Source organism: Cohnella sp. WQ 127256 (genome assembly GCF_024519285.1).
Lineage (GTDB): Bacteria > Bacillota > Bacilli > Paenibacillales > Paenibacillaceae > Cohnella.
In genome coordinates this window covers 76,549-92,573 of the sequence record NZ_JAMZCY010000001.1, presented here as the reverse complement: position 1 = coordinate 92,573, position 16,025 = coordinate 76,549, and the positions used below count along the sequence as shown (strand labels likewise).

Annotated in this window: 14 protein-coding genes; 4 read left to right on the top strand and 10 right to left on the bottom strand. The window is 43.8% G+C overall.

The window, feature by feature from the left end; genetic code table 11:
* Positions 1-31: 31 nt before the first annotated feature.
* The 7 genes from ytvI to moaA all read right to left on the bottom strand — a co-directional run bounded on the left by ytvI (position 32) and on the right by moaA (position 8,467).
* Complete coding sequence (ytvI, locus tag M1K58_RS00365) at positions 32-1,066, bottom strand: sporulation integral membrane protein YtvI (protein WP_256756689.1); 1,035 nt, start codon at positions 1,064-1,066, stop codon at positions 32-34.
* A 31-nt stretch (positions 1,067-1,097) separates the two neighbouring features.
* Complete coding sequence (locus M1K58_RS00360) at positions 1,098-2,414, bottom strand: hemolysin family protein (protein ID WP_256758177.1); 1,317 nt, start codon at positions 2,412-2,414, stop codon at positions 1,098-1,100.
* A 94-nt stretch (positions 2,415-2,508) separates the two neighbouring features.
* Complete coding sequence (gene yfkAB, locus M1K58_RS00355) at positions 2,509-3,663, bottom strand: radical SAM/CxCxxxxC motif protein YfkAB (RefSeq protein ID WP_256756688.1); 1,155 nt, start codon at positions 3,661-3,663, stop codon at positions 2,509-2,511.
* Positions 3,664-3,836: 173 nt separating this feature from the next.
* On the bottom strand, positions 3,837-4,943 hold the full coding sequence (locus M1K58_RS00350; protein WP_256756687.1) for an HD-GYP domain-containing protein: 1,107 nt from the start codon (positions 4,941-4,943) through the stop codon (positions 3,837-3,839).
* Between the two features lie 161 nt (positions 4,944-5,104).
* The gene (locus M1K58_RS00345; RefSeq protein WP_256756686.1) at positions 5,105-5,953 is read right to left on the bottom strand and encodes an undecaprenyl-diphosphate phosphatase; all 849 of its coding nucleotides are present in this window, start codon (positions 5,951-5,953) and stop codon (positions 5,105-5,107) included.
* A gap of 39 nt (positions 5,954-5,992) precedes the next feature.
* Positions 5,993-7,453 carry a bifunctional metallophosphatase/5'-nucleotidase gene (locus M1K58_RS00340; protein ID WP_256756685.1) on the bottom strand — a complete coding sequence of 487 codons (1,461 nt, stop codon included), beginning with the start codon at positions 7,451-7,453 and terminating at the stop codon, positions 5,993-5,995.
* A gap of 12 nt (positions 7,454-7,465) precedes the next feature.
* Positions 7,466-8,467: a GTP 3',8-cyclase MoaA gene (moaA, locus tag M1K58_RS00335; RefSeq protein WP_256756683.1), complete on the bottom strand. Its 1,002-nt coding sequence runs from the start codon at positions 8,465-8,467 to the stop codon at positions 7,466-7,468.
* A 117-nt stretch (positions 8,468-8,584) separates the two neighbouring features.
* Between moaA and M1K58_RS00330 the strand changes: the two genes are divergently transcribed.
* From M1K58_RS00330 to M1K58_RS00320, 3 genes are all read left to right on the top strand, one after another.
* Positions 8,585-9,343 carry a molybdenum cofactor biosynthesis protein gene (locus tag M1K58_RS00330; protein WP_256758176.1) on the top strand — a complete coding sequence of 253 codons (759 nt, stop codon included), beginning with the start codon at positions 8,585-8,587 and terminating at the stop codon, positions 9,341-9,343.
* Positions 9,340-10,386, top strand: a complete 1,047-nt coding sequence (locus tag M1K58_RS00325) for a ThiF family adenylyltransferase (protein WP_256756682.1) — start codon at positions 9,340-9,342, stop codon at positions 10,384-10,386. Before M1K58_RS00330 ends, M1K58_RS00325 begins: the two co-directional genes overlap by 4 nt.
* Before the next feature lie 141 nt (positions 10,387-10,527).
* A complete protein-coding gene (locus M1K58_RS00320) occupies positions 10,528-11,580 on the top strand; it encodes an HD-GYP domain-containing protein (RefSeq protein WP_256756681.1) in 1,053 nt (350 codons plus the stop codon).
* 50 nt (positions 11,581-11,630) lie between these two features.
* Here the strand turns inward: M1K58_RS00320 and M1K58_RS00315 are convergent, their stop codons facing one another.
* Entirely contained in the window at positions 11,631-12,602 is a 972-nt protein-coding gene (locus M1K58_RS00315; RefSeq protein WP_256756680.1) for a C40 family peptidase, read from the bottom strand.
* Between the two features lie 30 nt (positions 12,603-12,632).
* On the bottom strand, positions 12,633-13,415 hold the full coding sequence (locus tag M1K58_RS00310) for a polysaccharide deacetylase family protein (RefSeq protein WP_256756679.1): 783 nt from the start codon (positions 13,413-13,415) through the stop codon (positions 12,633-12,635).
* A 280-nt stretch (positions 13,416-13,695) separates the two neighbouring features.
* Here M1K58_RS00310 and M1K58_RS00305 point away from each other — a divergent pair, with 280 nt between their 5' ends.
* Positions 13,696-13,965 (top strand): hypothetical protein, encoded by a 270-nt coding sequence (locus M1K58_RS00305; RefSeq protein ID WP_256756678.1) that lies wholly within the window; start codon positions 13,696-13,698, stop codon positions 13,963-13,965.
* A gap of 657 nt (positions 13,966-14,622) precedes the next feature.
* On the opposite strand, the gene sufB is transcribed toward M1K58_RS00305, so the two are convergent.
* Positions 14,623-16,020: a Fe-S cluster assembly protein SufB gene (gene sufB / locus M1K58_RS00300; protein ID WP_256756677.1), complete on the bottom strand. Its 1,398-nt coding sequence runs from the start codon at positions 16,018-16,020 to the stop codon at positions 14,623-14,625.
* Positions 16,021-16,025 lie beyond the last annotated feature (5 nt).

The window sequence follows — 16,025 nt, the reverse complement described above, 5'->3', positions numbered from 1 at the left end:
CTCTGACACCGTTGTACCCCCTTCCGCTAAACTACTGAAATTTGATCTTGAAATCAAACAGCCCCGCTTTGCGCATCGCCATGAATACGATGACTACGATCGGACCCAAGAACACACCGATCAAGCCGACAAGCTCGTACCCTACATACAAGCTGATCAATGCAGACAAGGCACCAATACCTACCGCATCCCCTAGTATTTTCGGCTCTATAATTCTGCGAACAATCGTTATGATCAAGAAGAGTAGTATCAGCCCCATACCGGTATACACATCACCAATCGCAATTTGGTAAACCGCCCAAGGAATGAGTGCTGAGCCCACTCCCAGTACAGGTAATATATCGACCACCACAATGACTAATGCAATAGCTAGAGGATACCCCGTTCCGATAATCAACAGACCTATAAATGATATCACATAGGTGATGACGCTTAGCAATAGCTGCGCACGAAGAAATCCGAATACCGACTTACGCAAGCTAATTAGAACTTCCTCTACTTGCAGCTTAGATTTGTCCTCAAACAAGGAAAGAAACGAGATTTTCATCATCGGTAAACCAAGAGTGAACAGGTAAACAGCTACTAAGAATACGATAAAGAATATGAAGAAATCAGGAATTCCTGTTGCAAACCCAAAAAGCACACCTGATATTTTCGTAGAAAGTTGGCCCAGCGTTCCTATAATATTAGATACCCACTGCTCCAATTGATCTGGCACAGGAGTTTCTCCATTACTGGAATACCTCTGTGCTTGCTCAATCAAATCCCTTATGTAGTCGCTCACACTCTCAAGCATGCCTGGCAGTTTATCGAAAAATGCTCTAAGCTCGACGACAAGCTTCATTCCTATGAGCCCTAATAAGCCTAACAAAATAACCGTAAACATAGTGCTAGTAATCGTAGAGGCAGCCAATCTATTCATACGAGTCTTATCCATTAACAGCACGGTTAGTGGATCAAGAAATATAGCTGCCACTAACGCTAACAAGAACGGAGCTCCTACCGTAAACAGTAGGTATAGAAAGGCAAGTGAGACTACCATCAGCAGCATCGTGCGAATCGGCATAACCCTTATCCCTCTCTGCCTCTAACTCCTTCTATCTCTTCGGCTGATCGGTCGTTGATGAATCAAGTTTTGGAGTATCCACAACGGCAATTTTATTTTTGTAAATGTGCACTCTTTGCACACGCAAGCGCTCTGTCTGAGCAATCTCAAACACATAGCTGTTATGGATAACCTTCTGACCCTTGGAGATGTTTCCTTCGAGGTGGTTAAACAACCAGCCGCCAATCGAATCCACTTCTTCATCCTCGATCTCAAGCCCAAACAGATCATTCACGTCTTCTATAAGAATACGCCCGTCCACGGACGTTAATTCCCCTTTTACAACGACCATTGGAAGCTCATCATCAAATTCGTCATGAAGCTCTCCAACAAGCTCCTCTAATATCGTTTCGGCAGTCAGCATACCCGCCGTTCCACCATATTCATCAATAACGATGGCGACCTGCGACTTTTTACGTTGCATAAGCTTTAATATCTTACTGACTTCCATGGATTCAGGTACACTGAGAATCGGTCTTAAGAAGTTCTTAAGCTCATGCTCTTCATCTGGATCAGCGGTTAACAAATCCGTAATATGAACGAAGCCAAGAATCTGATCTTTATCCTCTAGCCCAACAGGATAGCGGGTGTGCTTGGATAAGTAAACCTGCTTCATGTTGTCTGCATAGCTCATATTCGCAAACAAGCAATCCATATCGGTCCTAGGCAACATAACCTCGCGGGCAACCCGATCAGCAAATTCGAACACATTATCGAATAACGTCATCTCATCTTTATCAATGATACCGCTTTTGGCACTTTCGTCCATCAGAATTCGAATTTCTTCTTCTGTATGTGCGGCCTCATGCTCTCCCGCAGGCTCTACGCCCAACAGCTTAAGTAAGCGATTCGCTGTCCCATTCAGAAACCAAATAACAGGTAGGAATAAGCGATAGAACATCAGTAGTGGTAAAGAAAGCCAGAGTGAAACTCCAACCGACCGTTGAATGGCAAGCGACTTAGGCGCCAATTCTCCAAGCACGATATGCAAGAACGTGATGACACAGAAGGCTACTGCGAATGCAATGGTATGAATTACCGTTTCATCCATTACCCCAAATTGAGTGAGCAGTGGAGCGATTATTAAATCAGCGATCGCCGGCTCTCCTACCCAACCTAGTCCTAGTGAAGCTAATGTAATCCCGAGTTGTGTCGCTGACAAATAGGTGTCTAATCTCTTGTTGACCTTGAGAGCATACTTAGCTCGTACATTCCCTTCGTTGCTCAACTGAGTCAGGCGTGACTGACGAACTTTAACTAATGCGAATTCTGAAGCTACGAAAAACGCGTTAAGAAGCACTAAGAACATAACAAGAACAATATTCCAGAAAATTGATCCCCATTGAAGTTCCAATTAAATCAAGTTCCTCCTCGTCTACCCCATTCCAGCACTTTATACTGCCTTAGGGGATTGCACGCCTTTTGGTAAAATCAATTCCGCGATAAAGCATATCAGATACAAGTAAATTAGGACCGCAACAATTGGCAACCGGACAATGACAATTAACAGCTTGCTGCATAGGATGCTCACGCCACTTGGCAAAGATGTCATCCAGCTTATCGTTATGAACATTGCCAAAGGAAGGGATGGAGGCAAAATCCGTGACGTAAACATCACCGCTGAACATATTTACATTTACCCGATTACGTCCATCTGGATCATTACGAACAGTCACATTAGCTTCCTCTCTTATCCTTCTCACAAGCCGCCGCTCTTCTTCATTTTCGCTGCAGGCAAAGAAAGGCAAAGTACCAAACAACATCCAGATATCGGGATGGCGGTTGTTCAAGAGCGTCTCAATTGCTTCAAACATTTGATCTCGAGAAATCGTAGGAAGATTTGTTGCAAAGGAAGTCGAGTACATAGGATGTACTTCGTGACGTTGGCAGCCCATCTCAACAATTAACCGGTGAATGTCTGATATCTTATTATAAGTTCGATAGTTGATCATCGATTCAGCAGATACTAATAAACCGCCCTTAGATAGCTTTTGTGCATTTTCAATCATTCTTTCGTACATCTTGGAGGTTGTTTCCAATCGAACATTGCGACCTGTACGAGCAAAGCCAACCTGATGGAAATCTTCCGCTTGCGTATAATTAAAGGATATGTGCATGACATCCAAAAAAGGAGCAATAAGCTCATATCTTTCGTAATCCAACGTTACATTTGAATTCAATTGTGTTCGAATTCCGCGTGCTCGGGCATACTTCAACAATGGGATCATAATGTTGCGTACTGTATCCATGCTAAAAGTAGGTTCTCCCCCGGTCATGCTAAGCGTTTCAAGATGTTCTACTTCATCTAACCGTTTGAAGATGAGCTCCATGGGAATATGGGGCGCTTCCGTCATTGTCAGGCTGTCTCCAACGGCACAATGCTCGCATCTCATGTTGCATAAGTGGGTGACGGTCAACTCCACGCTTGTTAATTCGTGGCGTCCGAACTGTTGTAATGAACGAATCGGATCCCATGGATCATTCGCAGGGCTTAATGCTCTCCAGCCTGATGGCGGTGCGAACGGGGCCGCTGTTGCTGATTGGGAAATCACTTGCATAATCAATACTCCTGTCTTCTGTTACGTTCCATTTAGAGGAATCGAAAAGTCGTCCTCTATCATTTGTACTCCTTTTATTGTAATGGTCGAGCGCAATAAAAACAAATATCACACAAAAATAAGCTGACCCCATACGCAGGAAAAGCACTGCAATGGGACAGCTGAATTTGTGATTATGCCGGCACTCCATCTGCGCCCAACTCAATCTTCGAGATAAGAACGCTCAGATTTGTGGACAAATCCATATCAAATGGTGCCTTTAACTCAACCCCGTATTCGTCAGTCAGCACTCTGATAACAGGACGATGCGCGCACGTCGAATTGATATCGCAGACGATTGCACTTTGCCCCGTATTAAGCTTAACCGATAAGCCAACAGGATAGATGGCAACTTTATCTCTGAATAACCGAAGCATTGAAGTTTCGTATAAAATATCGCTACCCGAATACAAAGCCTCTACAGCTTGGTGAGGAAGCATCGCATTTCGATATATCCTTTGACTCGTCATGGCGTCGTAAGAATCCACAATGCCTATCCACTTCGCATATTCGTGTATTTGGTCACCTTTGATCCCTCTAGGATAACCACAGCCATTTATTCTTTCATGATGCTGGTAAGCACAATGAGCGGCTAACAACGGAATATTAGGCTCATCTTTAAGTAAGTAATAGCCTCGTTCGGTATGACGCTTCATCTCAGCGAACTCGTACTCTGACAGTGCACCTGGCTTCAATAGTACTTCCATAGATATTTGCGTCTTTCCAATATCATGCAGCAAAGCTCCAAGTCCAAGTGTAATCAATTTTTCATGATCATAACCTTGCGCCATACCAAGCAATGTCGTGTACACACAAACATTAAGCGAATGTTTATATAAATAATGGTCAACCGTATGCAAGTTCGTCAACATGATCATGGCGTCCTTACTATTGCTCAAGTCCTCCATAATGAGGTTCATGACATCCCTCATTTTGCGACCGACATACGGATAAGTACTGGCATTATTTTTACGTGGTTGATTGACGAATTCACGAAAAGTCGTGCGTATCTCTTTAATCGATCGTTGATGGGTTTCGTCACTTAGCAGTTCAGGCACGACTATACCTTCTGTTTTAGCATCCTGAATGTAAATGAAACTAATTCCACACTCACTTAATCGACGTATAAGCGACGATGTCAGTTCAACCCCCTCAGCCAATAGAACAATACCATCATCGGAGTAAATTTTTTTGGCCAGTTTCATGCCCGGCCGACTTAAAGCAATCGGCATCATGCGCATTTCGTCATATTTCCTCCTTCTATATGTCCATTACGGGTAAGTAAATTGACATCCCCCTTCTCTTAACATCGGAAATCTTTCATTTATATTAAAGAGATTTTTCAATAAAAAAAATGATAATTCCACAAATTTCGACATCATTCATCATAAAAAGAATATTATCACATAATAAATACATAGAATATAGCTGCAATTAGAAAACGATACCATGCGAAGTACTTTAATTTAAGCTTCTGCAGAACTTTTAGGAAAGCGATGACGACAACCCAAGCCACGAGGAAAGAAACAATAAAGCCAGATAACAAAAACCCAAGATCGATATCGCCAGAACGGAAACTGTCCAGGTTGCTTAACACCTCATATCCCGTAGCAACCGTCATAATCGGAATAGCAATGAAAAATGAGAAATCAGCGGATGCACGATAGCTAACCCCGCCAAGCATACCTGCCGCAATGGTCGAACCCGATCGTGAGAAACCCGGCCAAACAGCCGATACGCATTGCAGTACACCAATCAATAGTGCTTGCTTGTAGGATATATCATCCATTGTGTGTGCTGTTTTCTTGATTTTACCCGAATCATATAGGATTTCAGTCACCCACATATAGATCCCGCCGACGACGAGAGCCCATAAAACGGGGGCAGTGTGAAATCCAATTTCCTTGATATAGTCGCGAAATAGGAAGGCAATACCTAACGGAGGAACGATGCCTAACGCCACGTGAATGAGATTAAGACGTCGCCGAGGAAAAGAATCAACGGAAAGCCCTCGAACGGTTTCCTGCTTGCCGATTCCGAATACTTGCAGGATTTTATGTCGGTAAACAAGAGCAATAGCTAAAATAGCAGCAAACTGGATCACAATCTCGAAGGTCTTGAGCTGTTCGGGTGTTTCTTCATAACCTAGTAGCTTATTGGTTAAGATCATATGTCCTGTAGAGGATACGGGTAGAAACTCTGTTAATCCTTCAACAATCCCAAGAATAATAGAATCAAACCAGTGCAGCATATGAATTGTTCACTCCCCACTATGAATGGATTGTACATTCTATAGGTGTCCTTCAAACCGCCAACGAGGCACTTTACAATCTTTGATCCATTGCTCATCATTTAGAGCATCAGATAATACATCACGAATAAATTCTGGAAGGAAGTATTGTACATCATGTCCTGACTTAAGCCCAAGATAACCTACGCCGAATGTAAACATATCCAGCGTTCCCACAGAATAGATCTTATCCTCATCGAGAATAGCCCCGTTTACTTTGACTTCAACAATTCGTCGATACGGCGCTTGGTCAAGATCAACCCTAACCTCCAATCCATCAAGGCATAACATCCCTAGTACATTTCCTCGAAAGCCAAATCCACGAATACTAAGATCTTGAAATTCCGGTAATAAACTCTCCTCTAATGTCCTAACAATTAACCTTCCACTTAACTTGATCGTGCAGGCATTAATCGGCGAAGGACATATGGAATGAATTGTCTCTTCGGTTACCTTGCCTATAGGGAGACCTTTCAGTAGCTGACCCGCATTCACAAGTCCAATCTCAGCACCCGTCAGATGCCGAATTCCGCAAGCGAGTAACGTAGGTAATGGGGATTCCCTGTTATGCTGCGTATGTAAAGGCTCTGTTAATTCCGCAATTTGCCGATTCATCTTCTGTCTAGCTTGCTTGCGATAAGCTTCTATGAGATTGTCAAGCTCAACATGATGAGGAAAATCATCCGTTGATCTACATCCACCGGTAACCCTAATCAGCTTGTTGTCCACCCCGAATTCCAACTCCAAATGGCCAACATAAAATCCAAACTTGCCAGCAGCACAAATCGCAGTTTGCCCGACTTGAAGAGGAACCTCCAGAAGATGATGGGTGTGACCGCCTAAAATAAGATCGATCCCTTCTATCGTAGCAGCGATTTTCTCATCGTTGCGCAAGCCAAGATGGGACAATACGATTAACACATCCACTTCTGGACGAAGTCGAGCTGCTTCCGTTTGCAAAGTGTCCATCGGATCCGATGCATCCCAGCCCAGTAGATCGTAATAATCGTTAAAAGGGGCGGTTAAACCGATGAATCCGATTCGAATACCAGATCTCTCAATAATCATAGAAGGAATCATCCAAGAGGGGGGGAGCTTCGATTCATTACGCACCATATTTGCACAGACAACAGGGACTGACATTCCTGTGAATAGCCTGTCTAGTTCTACTGGGGTATAACTTAAACCTTCGTTGTTCCCTAGCAGGACGGCATCGTAACCCATGCTTTCAACGACTGCTCTGTTCACATCCCCATTTGTACCTTCTGTTTCCATCCGAGCCCGATCTAGAAAATCCCCGCAATCAACGACAATCAGCTTATCAGGATTAATACAGCTTCGAACGTCCGCAAAATAACCTGCAATTCGACAAGCTTCTTCGAAATGGCTATGTATGTCATTTGTATGAAGGAGGGTAAGCGTCACATTAGGTTCGGTCATCGGGCTTTTGATAAAGGACAAATTTCTTCTCTCCTAACCACCGATTTGCGACATCCGCCGCTCCGTCGGCACATGGCTTTGTTTATCTCCAACGAGCAATGCTGCCATCTCGTGGTTTTCCGGTTTAATATCCATCGCCTTGAGGAACAACTGCTCCATGGCTTCCTGCGAGCCAAACGCCGGCCTGACATTTAATTCATCAACCCAATATAAACAAGGCTTGATGTGGCCATCAGCTGTGAGACGCAGCCGATTGCAGTTTTTACAGAAATGCTCACTGATCGGATGAATGAGACCAAAAGTCCCCACTCCACCCTCGATCCGCCAATTTTCGGAAGGACCGCTACCCTTTGGCCCCTCATCTTGCTTAAGCACGTAACCCAAATGATTCGCTACTTCTAACACCTTGGAGAGCGGTAGATAATGATCTCGCCAACCCTTATCGTCATGTCCGATTGGCATATATTCAATAAATCTGATATGCATCGGCTGCTCCATCGACAGCTTAAGGAAGCGTCCTATTTCGTCTTCATTTACTCCCTTTAATAGCACGCAGTTCAATTTTATCGGGCTTAAGCCTACCTCGATCGCCGCTTCAATGCCTTCCCACACCTTGTCAAGATTTCCACGTCTCGCAATAAACTTGAATCGGGTAGCATCCATCGTATCTAAACTAATATTAACTCGCTTTAGCCCAGCTTTCTTTAACTTGGCTGCCTGTGAGGCTAGCAGCAAACCATTCGTTGTCAACGATATGTCATCCACACCTGGCAATGCAGAAATTCCAGCAATTAATTGTTCAAGACCGGGTCTTACGAGCGGCTCACCGCCGGTAATTCTGAATTTATGTATGCCGAGCTTAACCGCAGTTTCCGCGACTTCGATTATCTGTTCATAGGATAGCAATTTGTCTTGATCCATAAATACCATGCCCTCTTCGGGCATGCAATATAAGCATCGCAGATTACATCGATCCGTTACAGAAATTCGCAAATAGGTATGCCGTCTTCCGAATTTATCTAGTAATTCTGGCATATCCGCCCACTCCTCGAATGCCTATTTCGTGTCCTTACAGCATAACATTTTCCTAAGCGATATGGTATGCTTGAACGGGTTTGTTTGATGTTTCACGGAAGGAAGTTGTACATGCAAATGACATTTAATTGGAAAATTTATTTATTCGCAGGGCTTGCTGAACGATTAGGTACTCGTACCTTGCAATTGGCTTGGGATGAACCCCAATTAACAGCAGGACAAATAAAAACTCGATTAGCCCGTCAATATTCTGACCATGCAGCTATTCTATCCCTTTGTTTCGTGGCGCAGAACCAAGCTTATGCTCATGATGAGACCCTCATCAACTACACGGACGAGCTGGCGATGCTACCTCCCGTGTCCGGTGGTTCTGACCAACCCTTACCTTGCAATGAATTAACAATAGAGGACAAGCGTTATATCATTACCGAAAGTCCTCTCGAGGTAAATCATATATTATCCAAAGTTTATCACCCGGATCATGGTGCCGCGATTGCTTTTGTTGGGACGACCAGGGAATGGACGGCTGGCCAAAGAACCGTAACTTTGGAATATGAAGCTTATGTTCCGATGGCTGAAGCTGCCCTCTCCCAAATTGGAGAAGAAATCTCTGCGCGCTGGCCAAGCACACTATGCGCGATTTCACACCGTATTGGAACCGTGGGAATAGGGGAAATAAGCGTTGTCATCGCAGTATCCTCATCACATCGAGCAGGGGCATACGAAGCAAGTCGGTATGCGATTGAACGTTTGAAACAAAAGGTGCCTATATGGAAGAAGGAAATATACGAGGACGGTACGGAATGGAAAGGTCATCAATTAGGACCTTGGGATCCATTGGCTTCGATGGATGAGTCAGGAGGATTTGAAAAATGACTTCATTAAGCAGTGACTCCCGATATGCTAGACAAGTCCGATTTTCGGCTATTGGAGAAAAGGGACAAGCGAAGCTATTACAAGCACATGCAGTTATCGTTGGCATTGGAGCGCTCGGTTGCGTGATCTCCAACCATCTTGCACGTGCGGGCGTTGGCACGCTAACCCTTATCGACCGAGACATTGTGGACCGAAGCAATTTACAACGCCAGCTGCTTTATGATGAGAGGGATGCCGAAACAGCAACTCCGAAAGCGATTGCTGCTGCTGCTCGATTAATGAAAATTAACAGCGACATTACTATTATTCCTCAAGTTGCGGACCTATCTTCCTATAATGCAGAGACTATACTGTCTGGCGCAGATATTATCATCGATGGCTCTGACAATTTCGGAGTCAGATATTTGATCAATGAATTCAGTGTAAAGCATCGTATCCCTTGGATATACGGCGGAGCAGTCGGGGCATCCGGAATGAGCTTTACGATCATTCCTAGAGTGACGCCTTGTTTACGTTGTCTATTTCCCGAAACTCCAGCCGGAGGTTCGTTGGACACTTGTGAGACAGCGGGTGTACTTTCCCCTATCGTGGATACAATCGCCTCCATCCAGGTCATGGAGGCGCTAAAGCTGTTGACTGGTCAGCATGAAGCACTTCACAGCTCTCTTCTTCAAATCGATCTGTGGCACCATGAATGGCAATCTTTATCGATTACGGGAGCCCGCAAGCCCTCATGTCCTGTATGCGGGCAACATCAATTTGAAATTCTAGACGACGATGTTCAACAGGAGACGATGACGGCATCCCTGTGCGGAAGGAACACTGTCCAGGTGTCACCTGCTCGCCCCTTAAGGCTTGATCTCAAATCGCTCGAACTGCGGCTGAGCAAAGCCGGGCACACCGAAACAAACCCATATTCGTTACGTGTTCACTTAAATGATAGCCTTACATTCCTGCTCTTCACGGATGGCCGTGCTCTTGTCATGGGCACTGACGACCCTCATCTCGCAAGACGTACCTATACGCAGCTAATGGGAGATTAATTTTACAGAAGCCGATTCCAAATATTATGAAATTCGATAAACTATCTTATTGCAAGTAAGCGCTTTAGTTGGTAGCATAGAAGTTAATAGATTTTTTTATCGAAATCGCTCGAACATTCGAATATCTTGTCGAGGTGCCAAATGAGAATTCACATAACCGACGTGAAATCCGGAGACAAATTATCTGAGGATACCTTCAACTCCTTCGGATTACATGTCCTTTCCAAAGGAACTATCTTAAATGAGAAAGAACTATCAAGGTTGTTTCAGCACCAAATAGACTATATTGAGATAGAGTGGCGTATCGGAGATGTGCCAACCATCGTCAATGAAGATAAACCTGCCCCTACATACAATCCTTTACTTCGACCTCTTTATCAAGACGCTGTTGCTGGAGCAGAGCAATTGTTCGAACGTGCTCTAATAGAAGGACGTATCTACGAGGGTGATGTTAAAGAAAGCTTCCAGCCTCTTGTCGATAATTTTCGTACAGAGCGAGATGTCGTATCCTTACTGCTCATGCTTAATAGTCAAGACGATTATACTTACCAGCACTCTGTCCAGGTAGGCATGCTCAGCTATTACATAGCACTATGGTTAGGTTGGAGCGAAGAACAAACCGTCATTGCAGGTAAAGCAGGATTTCTACACGATATCGGTAAATGTAAAATTGCTGAAGCCATCTTGAACAAGCCTACCAAGCTAACGGATGACGAATTTGATGAAATCAAAAATCATCCTCAGTTTGGTTACGATATTCTGAAGAACTCATTCGGAGATCCTTCCATTGCTTTAGCTGCCTTGCAGCACCATGAGCGTATGGATGGCACAGGCTACCCCAATGGACTCAGCAAAGAAGATATTCATCCTATGGCCAAAGTGGTTGCCGTTGCAGATGTATATAGCGCTATGATCTCTTCGCGAGTGTACCGTGAAAAAAAAGATTTACTGCATGTCTTGCGAAAAATGTACGATCTGAGCTTCCAGGAGCTTGACCCTGATATCACCCATACATTTATTCGTCATATGTTGCCCAACTTCATTGGCAAGAGGGTTGAGCTTACGACAGGGGAATCCGGAACGATCGTCATGACGCATCCCACAGACTTTTTCCGCCCACTTGTTCAAGTTGGGGATCAGTTTATTGATTTATCCATACAACGAAATCAAGAAATCAATCATGTTCATATGTAAAATAAACAGGCAATTCCCAAAGCATTTGGGAATTGCCTGTTTTCATAACCTCACAAAAACCTCTTAGCGTATAGGAAAGTGTCCTTCCAATAGGTTTTGTTTATCGGAGTCACTTGAACGCCATCCTTCGGTTTGGGAGATGCATGAATCATGTTCCCGTCACCGATATAAATACCAACATGCCCAACCGCCTCATTACTCTTGAATCGCCCTGGAACATAGAAGAACAGCAAATCGCCGATTTGAAGTTTATCCCGTTCAACATATTTCCCTTTTTCTGCTTGCTGCCTCGCTACTCTCGGCAATTCGATCCCAAATTGGTTGAATACATACTGAGTGAATGAGGAGCAATCAAAGCTTTTTGTTTGCTCGTATGTGCCTGTACCGAACACGTATTTAATTCCTAGAAACTTCTTAGCAAAGGTTAATACGGATTGCTCTTGTGCCGTATCTGCTTCGCCACCTGCTGCTAATCTTGCCATTGCTGGCTTCGTAGGCTTTGCGTCGGAGAAGTCCAGGTGTTGACCGGCTACTCCTGTTTCATTAGGCGACGGTTTCGGAAAGAAAGCCACATCATCCGTTTCCACAGTGAAAACCGTAACATCACCGAACAGCTTCTTCAATCCGGAAACAGGCATGAAGAGCTTGTCTCCTTCTTTGATCGCCGCTGCAGGCATTTGAACCTTCTTTCCAGCGACCGACACCGAGGCTTGCCCTGTTCTGAATACCCACACAGCATCATAATCCCCTACCCCATAAGTACCATCATGAAGCCAAGCCCCATGATAACCAGTTGCTTGTGTGAGGTCATCCAAAGATACATAAGCCGTGTTTTGAAGTTGATGAATGGATACAATATGACGGCCCTCCGTCAAATCTGCCGCGCTTTTCCCATTCGACTGTACTTTCACCGGACTGGTATACTGTCTTGATTTCATAGTGTTGCCCGTCTGATTCCCGCAGCCAGTCAACAACATTAAGACGAGCATCAGTGATATAAATATGTTGCGCATTCGCTTCATAACAATGAGTCCCCACCTTCCTCAGATTTGTTATTTTCCAATAGGATGACGTTTCGTCTCCTCGATTATACTTAATTGTGTTTTCGGCTTTTTGTGGCGCAGCAATTCAGTAACAGTGACCATTGTGTATCCTCGTTTCTTCAATTCAGGCAATATTTTCTCCAGAGCACGTACAGTTTGTAAGGAGCCATTGATATGGTCATGCAATAAGACAATATCCCCGTTCCTCAGGTTATTCAGTACTTTATTTACGATTTTATCTACACCTGGCGTACTCCAATCCTTAGTGTCCTGATGCCAAGACCACAGAACCAATGTATATCCATTCTTCCTCGCCGTATAAATAACCTTATCATTAAAAAAACCGCCCGGCGGCCGGAACCACTGACAATTTTGCCCTGTTAGATCCGTAATCATTTTTTGTGTTCGCGCAAGCTCATCTGTAATTTTAACCGCACTTACCTGACGGTTAAAATAAATATGACTATATGTATGATTCGCAACTTCGTGTCCTTCCAATGCCTCTCGCTTGATCACGTCTGGAAATTGCTCAACTCTTTTACCGACTACGAAAAATGTAGCCTTAGCTTCATTACGAGCTAACAAATCCAATATCATAGGTGTTGTTCTTGGACTAGGGCCATCGTCAAAGGTTAAAGCAATTAGTTTTTCTTTCATAGGTACTTCCCAGACAATATCCCCGGTCGCTTCGTAGTCCTTTCGTGTCTTATTGACTGGCTGAACCGTAAATCCCGTTGTTAACAACAAACCTGCAAACGATAGCATCAGTGCTGAGCTTAATTTCCATGCCAAACCTATAACCCCCTGCAAATATTTCATAAGTGTCGGTAAATAACAGCTATTATTATGGACTTAAATAGAAAAAAAATGCGTATCCGAGAAACTCGGACGCGCATAAGTAATATCTTGTTCTTTATGGTTCAATTCTTATAATATCAATAACCCAATTATTCGGATCCCATAGTATTTATTGTATATATGCGGATTACTGATGGACCTGTGTGAATGCACTGACGGTATGCTTTTCCATTCATATAATACGAATGGGAATCTGTAGGAAGGTGGTGAACATATGGCAGTTCCAAAAAAACATCTGAAAACAAAATCTATTCACAGAAACTCAAACAAAAATAAAAATCAGAAGAATGTCCCTACAAGTACAAGAAAGCTTAAAACCGTAAAACCTGTGCGTACAAATGCATTTTTTCCGTTTGGATTCGGTTTTGAGCCCTTCGAACGCTTTGAACGCTTTGAACCATTTGAACGTTTTGAACCATTTGAGCCATTCGAACGATTTGAGTCACCTTTTTTCTTTAGAAGAGGCTTCCGAGATTTCTTGTAAACAGACTCGCAAAAATCAACATCCCCGCAGACCATACAGCGGGGATGTTTGTCATATTATAAGATTAAGTGTTAAAAAACTGCCAGCCGAAGCCCCTGAGAGATGGCGATACATTCGCGGATTATTCATTAATTCTAGGTGGAAGTACTGACGGTATGCTTATCCTTACATAAACTATTAATGTGATAAACATTCACAATTTACATTGGTGGTGATATACATGCAAGCAGCTGCATTCGTACTTGTTCTTTTCATTCTGTTGGTTATCATCTTAAAAGCCGGACACCACGGCTACTAAGTATTATTACCTCACCCTTAAATCGAGAATATGAAAAAGAATGCTTATGTGCCCCGCCAAGCTATTTGAGGTTGGCGGGGTTTTTTTGAAATCTAAACATCATAAGGACGGTGATTAAATGGGCATTTCAGTTGTTGGCTTAATTGTACTTGTTATTTTTATCCTCTTGGTCTTTATACTTATTGGATTAGCACTTTCAAGTATGCATAATCGAAGAAAGATAAGGTAAGGAAATGTTCCCTTACCTATAACAAAAAAAGCCTGGAAACTGTAGTCTCCAGGCGATTGATTACTTGTTACCTTTACCTAATCCTTGCATCCGAAGGGGTACGGTCATACGCCATCCCTCATCCGTAAGCTTAACCTATACTGCCTTCCATCTCGAATTTAATAAGACGGTTCATCTCAACCGCATATTCCATTGGAAGTTCTTTAGTGAATGGCTCGATGAAGCCCATTACGATCATTTGCGTCGCTTCGGCATCTGTAAGTCCGCGGCTCATCAGATAGAACAATTGATCTTCTGATACTTTGGATACAGTTGCTTCATGCTCCAACGTAATGTTATCGTTCATGATCTCGTTATAAGGAATTGTATCGCTTGTTGACTGATCATCAAGGATAAGAGTATCACACTTGATGTTCGACTTCGCGCCTTCAGCGTTGCGTCCAAAGGATGCAAGACCACGATACGTAACTTTACCGCCATGCTTGGAGATCGACTTAGAAACGATCGTTGAGCTCGTATCTGGTGCCAAGTGAATCATCTTAGCTCCAGCATCTTGATGCTGGCCTTTACCAGCAACTGCGATGGAAAGAACCATACCTTTAGCTCCACGGCCTTTCAGAACAACCGCTGGGTATTTCATCGTCAGCTTAGAGCCGATGTTACCATCAACCCATTCCATCGTCGCGTTCTCTTCTGCAACCGCACGCTTTGTAACAAGGTTGTAGATGTTAGGCGCCCAGTTCTGAATCGTCGTGTAACGGACGCGTGCGTCCTTCTTAACGATGATCTCAACAACTGCACTATGAAGTGAGTTCGTGCTGTATACAGGCGCTGTGCACCCTTCAACGTAGTGTACGGAGCTGCCTTCGTCGGCGATGATCAACGTACGCTCGAATTGACCCATATTCTCGGAATTAATACGGAAGTAAGCTTGTAATGGAACCGTACATTGTACGCCCTTAGGCACGTAGATAAAGCTGCCTCCGGACCATACCGCACTGTTCAATGCAGCAAACTTGTTATCTGTTGGTGGGATAACGGTAGCGAAATATTCCTTGAACAGTTCTGGATGCTCACGGATTGCACTGTCAGTATCCATGAAGATAACACCTTGCTTCTCCAGATCCTCTTGCATGCTGTGGTATACAACCTCAGATTCATACTGAGCGGATACACCAGCAAGGAACTTCTGTTCTGCTTCCGGAATACCAAGCTTGTCGAATGTTGCCTTGATTTCTTCCGGTACTTCTTCCCATGTTTTCCCTTGTCGCTCGGACGGCTTCACATAATACTGGATCTCTTCGAAATCCAGATCATCCATGTTTCCACCCCATTGAGGCATTTCCATCTTACGGAATTGCTCCAATGCTTTCAAGCGGAATTTAAGCATAAATTCCGGTTCACCCTTCATCTCCGAAATCGTGCGAACGATTTCTTCCGTCAAGCCTTTACCGGATTGGAAAATAGCCTTATGTTCATCGCGAAACCCGTACTTGTACTCTTCCATATCGGGCATTTGCTTAGCCATAATCG